8 protein-coding genes are annotated in these 6,740 nt (G+C 40.1%); 7 read left to right on the forward strand and 1 reads right to left on the reverse strand.

Annotation, left to right across the window (positions count from 1 at the left end):
- Positions 1-424: 424 nt before the first annotated feature.
- Positions 425-901, forward strand: a complete 477-nt coding sequence (locus BCT11_RS26140; protein WP_080532940.1) for a GNAT family N-acetyltransferase — start codon at positions 425-427, stop codon at positions 899-901.
- Between the two features lie 128 nt (positions 902-1,029).
- On the opposite strand, the gene BCT11_RS26150 is transcribed toward BCT11_RS26140, so the two are convergent.
- Positions 1,030-1,578, reverse strand: coding sequence for a GIY-YIG nuclease family protein (locus BCT11_RS26150; protein ID WP_031813940.1), 549 nt, complete (start codon positions 1,576-1,578; stop codon positions 1,030-1,032).
- A 323-nt stretch (positions 1,579-1,901) separates the two neighbouring features.
- Between BCT11_RS26150 and BCT11_RS26160 the strand changes: the two genes are divergently transcribed.
- The 6 genes from BCT11_RS26160 to BCT11_RS26200 all read left to right on the forward strand — a co-directional run bounded on the left by BCT11_RS26160 (position 1,902) and on the right by BCT11_RS26200 (position 6,599).
- Positions 1,902-2,267 carry a hypothetical protein gene (locus BCT11_RS26160; protein WP_053543576.1) on the forward strand — a complete coding sequence of 122 codons (366 nt, stop codon included), beginning with the start codon at positions 1,902-1,904 and terminating at the stop codon, positions 2,265-2,267.
- 254 nt (positions 2,268-2,521) lie between these two features.
- Positions 2,522-2,848 (forward strand): hypothetical protein, encoded by a 327-nt coding sequence (locus tag BCT11_RS26165; protein ID WP_102389680.1) that lies wholly within the window; start codon positions 2,522-2,524, stop codon positions 2,846-2,848.
- A 146-nt stretch (positions 2,849-2,994) separates the two neighbouring features.
- Positions 2,995-4,131, forward strand: a complete 1,137-nt coding sequence (locus BCT11_RS26175) for a hypothetical protein (protein WP_102389684.1) — start codon at positions 2,995-2,997, stop codon at positions 4,129-4,131.
- Between the two features lie 133 nt (positions 4,132-4,264).
- Positions 4,265-5,023: a hypothetical protein gene (locus tag BCT11_RS26185; RefSeq protein ID WP_102389686.1), complete on the forward strand. Its 759-nt coding sequence runs from the start codon at positions 4,265-4,267 to the stop codon at positions 5,021-5,023.
- 194 nt (positions 5,024-5,217) lie between these two features.
- Entirely contained in the window at positions 5,218-6,120 is a 903-nt protein-coding gene (locus BCT11_RS26195; protein WP_133152164.1) for a hypothetical protein, read from the forward strand.
- Positions 6,120-6,599, forward strand: a complete 480-nt coding sequence (locus BCT11_RS26200; protein WP_102389689.1) for a Panacea domain-containing protein — start codon at positions 6,120-6,122, stop codon at positions 6,597-6,599. The genes BCT11_RS26195 and BCT11_RS26200 overlap by 1 nt, the downstream gene beginning before the upstream one ends.
- Positions 6,600-6,740 lie beyond the last annotated feature (141 nt).

Consider the following 6,740-nt stretch of genomic DNA (forward strand, 5'->3'; position numbering starts at 1 on the left):
AACTCTTAGCCTATTTCTTTATTGCTTCTTCTTTTTCGTGTTTTTTACTAAGTCAAAATTGTCTTTCTTTGGTGTTGCTGTCGAAGTGCGAGGAACGAATCCTTTTCTAATTTGAAGTCAGTAAAAGTAGGTGAGTTCAGTACGTTTTTCTTCTAGCCAACTTTCGTCTCTCAATCGATTTTAAGTTTTGTAGCTGCCCGTCTCACTTCAGTGTTCAAAGCCTTTCATATCATGTCAGTTTTCAATATCTTGGAGCGCATAAATAGAAGTAGCGCATGTACTAACAAATTGCTTAAGAGTGATTCGTAACGCGTAGCATTTTTACTTTGCGGTTGTTTATGTGATTAAGGCGCTGTGCGGTAGCTTTTGTATTGCGTTACTCACACCTTAGCAAGGCGTTAGGTGCTTGAAGGAAAAGGTAAGTATGGAAATTGCTTTTCAGCAGATAAACATTGATGATTTCGAATTGTGCGTTGCTGCAAGAAAAGATGCATACTTTTGTAGTTTTGGGCATTACGATGGTTTCGACGACTTCATCAGTGGTTATCGTGAACGAGTATTAGACCGGTTAGCAACATCAGGATGGTTCTATATCCATATATTTGTGGATGGTCAGTTTGCAGGGCAGTTAGAGTTTCGTAGCTTTTCACCCGAGCCGGAGACTGGCTATGTGCATCTCATTTACTTAAAGCCAAATTTTCGTGGTTCAGGGCTCGCTGCAAAATTGCAGGGTTATATTGTAAGCACGTTGAGTACAGCGGGTTGTTTGCGTGCAGTACTTTCAGTAAGCCGAACTAACCATCGAGCTCTCACATTCTATAAGCGCCATGGTTGGGAGTTCGTGCGCAAGAATCCCAAGCACGATGAAACAGACTTTTACCAACTTTGGCTCCGCACCTAACAAACTGTTCAAGAGGGATTCGCAACGCGTGGCATTTTTACTATGCGTTAGTTTTAGTGGTTAAGGTGGTATGCGGCGGCTTCGGTATTGCGTTGCTCACCCCTTAACAGGGCGTTATGTGAACTCAATCAAGCGCCAAAGTTAGCATCCTCTGGAATTGTATAGAATCTGGAGTTTTGTAGCTCTTCCAATGTTATTGCGCTTAATCCGACGTTTTCACGGTTTAGATTTACCCATTGTAGAAAGTTCATTTTTGGGACAGTCGCTATAAACCTTTTACGTAAAGCAGGACTAGTCACAGGGATAGTTAGCCCAACAGATTTGAATGCAGCTTTGATAATCTTAATATCACATCGATACAACTCTCGGGAGTAATCTGCACCGGTACAGTTGAGGTAGTTGAGTTCAATATTGTGGTGATATAACTGACGTGAAACTTCTACTTCTTGACTGTGAGCGGTTATAGTTCCAACTTTACGTACAAAATGGTATTCCCAGTCTTTCACTTCTCCAATACCAGTAGTTTTCAATTGGGACAGTCGTGCTTTGGGGTTGCTAGTAATGCCAATCTTAAAAATATGTAGTGCTGGTGAGTAGGCGATATAGATATGGTCACAACGATATTTATTGTTCCTAAACGGAGTTTTAAGGGCTTCTTCCAAGCTATTTCTGTCCATTCAAATCACCGTACTGTATGTTTGTGCAAAGGTTAGCATGGTGTGAGCTGAATAATATTGAGATTTGTCAAAAGCAAATGGTTGAAAGTACACATAACAATCTGTTTAAGAGTGATTCGCAACGCTTGGCATTTTTGCTATGCGTTGCGTCAGGTGTTTAAGGTATTATACGGGAGCATCGGTATTGCGTTGCTCACACCTTAACAGGGCGTTATGAGCCTAAAGTGAAATGTGAGGCATGCCGAGTAATTACCACTACAATATGAATCTGGTTGAGCTAAAGAATAGGCTTGGAAAACTTCAAACTTACGGAATTGATATTCATGCTTGAACGTATTGAAAAAATACTAGACCTTAACGACATCGTATACGAAAGCGGTGAAACAAGAATGTACATTAAGCTCGGTGGGTTGTGCTCAAAAGTTAAAATTAGCTACGATTATGCAACCAACAACTACAAAGTAAATTGTAGTGAACTAAGTCTGTTCCTCTCTAGCATCGTGTTTTTTTGCATGGCGTTTAACACGCTTCATCAGCCAGACTCAGAGTTGTGGTCAGGGTATTTCGCAGGTTTAATGTTTGCTATCGCTATTGGTAATCTATTTTTCATTGTATCTACACACATACAGCTGTTAGATTTGCGTGCGCAACTTAGGCAAGAAGGCGTTTACCTAAAAATCGGCTCATAACAAAGCGTTTAAGACGGATTCCCAACGCTTGGCATTTTCGGTTTGCTTTGAATTTAGTGTTTACGGCACAATGGTTTAGGTAAGGTGGTCTGCGTTGCTCACCACTTAACGCGGCGTTAGGCAGTACAATAAATGGACGTCTACTTCTACTTTAATTTGGTAAATTATTAGATATTCCGTCTCAATTTTATGTACTGATAATGCAGGTATTCTCGTATTTTGGCAGCATCCCCGTTTTAGGTGGGAGATTAGTCATGTATTTAGGTTTTGCTATTTTGTGCTTTCTTTATGTTTCGGCGACGAGTGTTGTTATTTATGAAAACTATGCGGAACCTCGAGGGTGGAGTGTAGGTGCGTGGTTTTCGGGATTGACGATACTTGTATTAGCTTCATTGATAACTGCCTTTGCGTGTTTGATTTTAAGCTACACCCTTTATGTTTGGTGGACGCCAATCTTGTTATTCCTAATAGGTTCAAGTCTTGCTCAATCTTTTATTGCTAGTTTAAAAGTAAAGAGTCAAGCGTTCGCATTTGTTGGGTTAATTCTTGGATGGGGACTTTTATATGGAGTAGTTCTGTAAGAACTGCCTAACAAATTGTTCAAGAGTGATTCGGCACGCGTGGCATTTTTACTATGCGTTAGTTTTAGTGGTTAAGGTGTTATGCTGCGGCTTCGGTATTGCGTGCCTCACACCTTAATTGGGCGTTAGCTCTCATGAGGTATTGTATGACTAAAGATTGGCCTGTGTGTGGACGAGTTGCACACCTTGGGGGAGGGTTATCTGCACAGATTGAACCTTTGAGTGATCAAGTTTTCATTTGGCCAAGAAGCCTCGACAATCAGGAAGCAGTGCTCTCCATTCCTACATTTGGAAGACTTTATTACGCACTAGAAAAATATCGCTTCTCTATCATTGGAGTCGAGTTTATTACTGACCAAAGCGAAATCCTGGGAGAGGCCCCAACTCAATTTAGAGGGTATGCAAAACAATGTAAAATTTGGCCAAACTGGGATGCATTTCAGTTATGGAGGAACTTGGCTCTTTCCGCATTTGAAAACAAAGACGGGCTTGGTTATGACCTATCAAACCGAATTTCATACCAGTTGAACACTCTCAACGAAAAGTTAAAGAACTTATCTGTAAGATATCGAGATCAATTAAATGCGGTTGTGTTAAAAGGTAAGTTCTCAGATGGACAAAGGTTTCAAGACGGCTTTACAAACCTTGTATATCAAGAGTTCCACTCTTTTCTGTTTGATGCTGGGATCTTAAGAGATTATCTAAGTGAGTATGTTTACAACTACTCTTCAAGTGGTGCTCTGAAGCTAAAGCATAAGGATAGTGACAAAGATATTGAAGTTACAACTGCAAATGGGTTGTTAAAAGCCTTGAAGCAAGCGCCTGAACTCTCACTTATAGAGGAGTCGCTTAAGAAAGCTATGGAGCCTGATGGGTGGTTATATGAACTGGGGACATATAGAGATTTGGTTATGCATACGGCTCCAATAAGTATTGCCAACCATCGTTTATATGCAATTCAGGTTTCACATACGTTCCCTGATGGAAAACAATTTCCAACAGTCAGGTTTCCATTACCAGAGAATCTTGAAGTGGTGTACAAAGATCGATGCAAGAGGGTCGATTTTAGTAAGTACATTGAACAATTCGACGAACTCTCGTCTAAATCGTTAGAAGAATACGGTAAATATGACTGCTTAGAATATGCGCATATGGTTCACCAGTTGCTGTCTAACTTAGCATGTTCTGTTGGAGGCGTTTCTCCAAATAAGCCGATGCGAATGACGTTTACTAAGACTAGCATGGGCATAAATGCAAGACCCGAGTTTATAAATGAGAGCTAACAAATTGTTCAAGAGTGATTCGGCACGCGTGGCATTTCTACTATGCGTTGGTTTTAGTGGTTAAGGTTGTATGCGGAGGCTTCGGGTTGCGTGCCTCACACCTTAACAAGGCGTTAGCCGTCATGGAGGAAAATTGGAAGTTCAAGTTATCGCAGCCCTAATAGGGATCGCTGGAGTCACATTAAGTGCAGTCTTTAGCGGTTTCGGGTATTACGCCAAAGTGCGAGCTGAAAAGCTACGAACGACGCGTCAGGTATTGTTCTATTTATTAGAGTTTCGTGCACACGTGTTAGCGTCAGCTATGTCGCCCTCAGAATTATATGACCAATACCTCAACGAATGTCGGAAATACTTTGATAAAAAGAGAATTGCAGGTGTAGTTATTCCGCAACAGAATCAGGAATTGATGCTGGGGTATTTTTCACAACTTATTGAGCAGATTACTCCAGAGTTATCGCAAGAATTTATTTCTGGCTATTCAAATACGATTAACGAGCTTGCTAAAGACAAACCTATTCTTGCTTTCCAACTCCGAGGTAAAGACGTTGCAACTAAAATGGTAATGCTCCAGAAGTCGTATTTAGAACAACTGCAAAGTACGGACTTGTTCGCAACCGATCAAAGCATCAGTGCTTTCCTCCAAAAGCAAGTAACAGAAGCTCACGATAATGGGCTAAGGGAGGTTTTAGCTTTGTTAGACGAGGAGCTAACGGTTGTATCTCGGGCTTGTGGAGTGGTCCACTACATAAAAGTTAGAAAAATAGTTAAAAGTAAGGTTAAACCAACAACCAACCTTGAAGACGTTGGTATCGAAGAAATGTTCGACAGTTTGTTATTAGCATTTTCTCACCACATAAACTCAGAGCAAGAGTGCGTGGAAAATGACGGCTAACAAACTGCTCAAGAGGGATTCGCAACGCGTGGCATTTTAACTATGCGGTAGGTTTAAGTGATTAAGGTGGTATGCGGCGACTTTGGTATTGCGTTGCTCACCCCTTAGCAGGGCGTTAGCATTCAAGGCTATCATGGAAAATAAGCGCATGATATACTTAATTAAAAGTTAATAATATCAATGAGGTGACGATATTGGAGCTTGCATTACAAAACATGCCTGCTTACAAACGGTGGTGGTATAAGTTTTTGAGTTTGGGTCTTATCCCAAGTATTTATAGTGTCATTGCGTTTGGTTATATTGGTATACCTACTGAAATTCAAGAGATGGTTCGTCGCCAAATTCCACCGAATGTCCGAGTTAAACTGTTGGATTTTTGGTCATTAGACAGTTGGTTCACAGCTTTATTTATCAGTGCCTTAATCTGTGCAATTTGGAGTGGTGTGGGTGGCTATATAACACGTGCTCTTTTGAAAAAAGCGTACCATCGAATAAATAGTGAAAATGAGCAACTACTTGAGGATGTGCAACAACTTCAAGAAAAAAATGAGAGTAATGCCATTAATTGCTATGAGTTGTTTAGCCGATACATTTTTAACAATTATTTCTCTAAGTTTGAGCTATCTTCAAATGAGAGAATAAGTTTGTATAAATTGGATATGGATCTATTTTTGTGTGTTGGTAGACATTCTGACAATGAGCTGTACAAAACACGCCCAAACAGGTTGTATCCTAGAAATGTTGGTTGCATAGAAAAAATTTGGCAGACAGGTTACTTTGAGGATGTTAATCCTCACGATCCTGAGACAGCTTTGGGTGATTGGAAACAGTATAATATTGATGAGTTTTCTCTTGATAATGAGACTCTAGATAATATAAAAATGAAAAGTAGGGCTTTACAAGGGTTTAGAATCCAGAATAGTCAAATGGATACGGTTGCAGTTTTGGTTTTTGAGTCTATCAACGCTGATGGTTTGAAACTGTCTAGAATCAAAAATGCCATGACACCAAGAGAAAAGGCAAATTTGTGTCATCTGCTAGAATCATTAGATAGTCATATGCCTAGCTTGGAAATTGCTTCATCGGAGGGCTTTTGATGGAAAATGTGATTATGAATGTTATCAAATACATATTACAGGTTTATCCATATAAAGATGAGCTATCGGCATCACGATTAACGAAGATGTTGTATCTTACTGACTGGAAGTCAGCACTAGAGTATGACTCACAGTTAACTGATACTATTTGGCACTTCCACCATTACGGGCCGTACGTAGACGATTTTGTTAAAATGGCAAAAGATGATTCTGAAATTCAGGTAACGACAACTACCACTATGTTTGGTGGAAACAAGCAGTTATTTGAGTTATCTAGAGGTGTTACTCGCCCGATTGAGCTCAACCCTGAACTAAAGCATATAGTTGACTTTGTTATCGAAGCTACAAAAGATAAGAACTACGAAGAGTTCATTAAATTGGTGTACTCAACATATCCAGTTATCTCTAGTTCCAAATATAGTAATCTAGACCTAGTTCAAAAGGCTCGTGAATATAAAGCACACCTAGTTGCACAATAGAATGCTAACAAAGCATTTAAGAGTGATTCCCAACGCTTGGCATTTTTGATGTCATCGTTGGGTTTTGTGTTTATGGGGGTAAGGTTAGGTTTCGTGGTAGCGTTGCTCACACCTTAATGCGGCGTTATTTCCGCAACGGAT

The sequence above is a fragment of the Vibrio sp. 10N.222.52.B12 genome, from assembly GCF_002875385.1.
GTDB classification, from domain to species: domain Bacteria; phylum Pseudomonadota; class Gammaproteobacteria; order Enterobacterales; family Vibrionaceae; genus Vibrio; species Vibrio jasicida.

Excerpts from the sequence above, each read along its gene's own strand:
- BCT11_RS26160 (WP_053543576.1), top strand. The coding sequence starts at position 1,902 with ATGCTTGAACGTATTGAAAAAATACTAGACCTTAACGACATCGTATAC.
- BCT11_RS26150 (WP_031813940.1), bottom strand. The coding sequence starts at position 1,578 with ATGGACAGAAATAGCTTGGAAGAAGCCCTTAAAACTCCGTTTAGGAAC.
- BCT11_RS26175 (WP_102389684.1), top strand. The coding sequence starts at position 2,995 with ATGACTAAAGATTGGCCTGTGTGTGGACGAGTTGCACACCTTGGGGGA.
- BCT11_RS26140 (WP_080532940.1), top strand. The coding sequence starts at position 425 with ATGGAAATTGCTTTTCAGCAGATAAACATTGATGATTTCGAATTGTGC.
- BCT11_RS26200 (WP_102389689.1), top strand. The coding sequence starts at position 6,120 with ATGGAAAATGTGATTATGAATGTTATCAAATACATATTACAGGTTTAT.
- BCT11_RS26165 (WP_102389680.1), top strand. The coding sequence starts at position 2,522 with ATGTATTTAGGTTTTGCTATTTTGTGCTTTCTTTATGTTTCGGCGACG.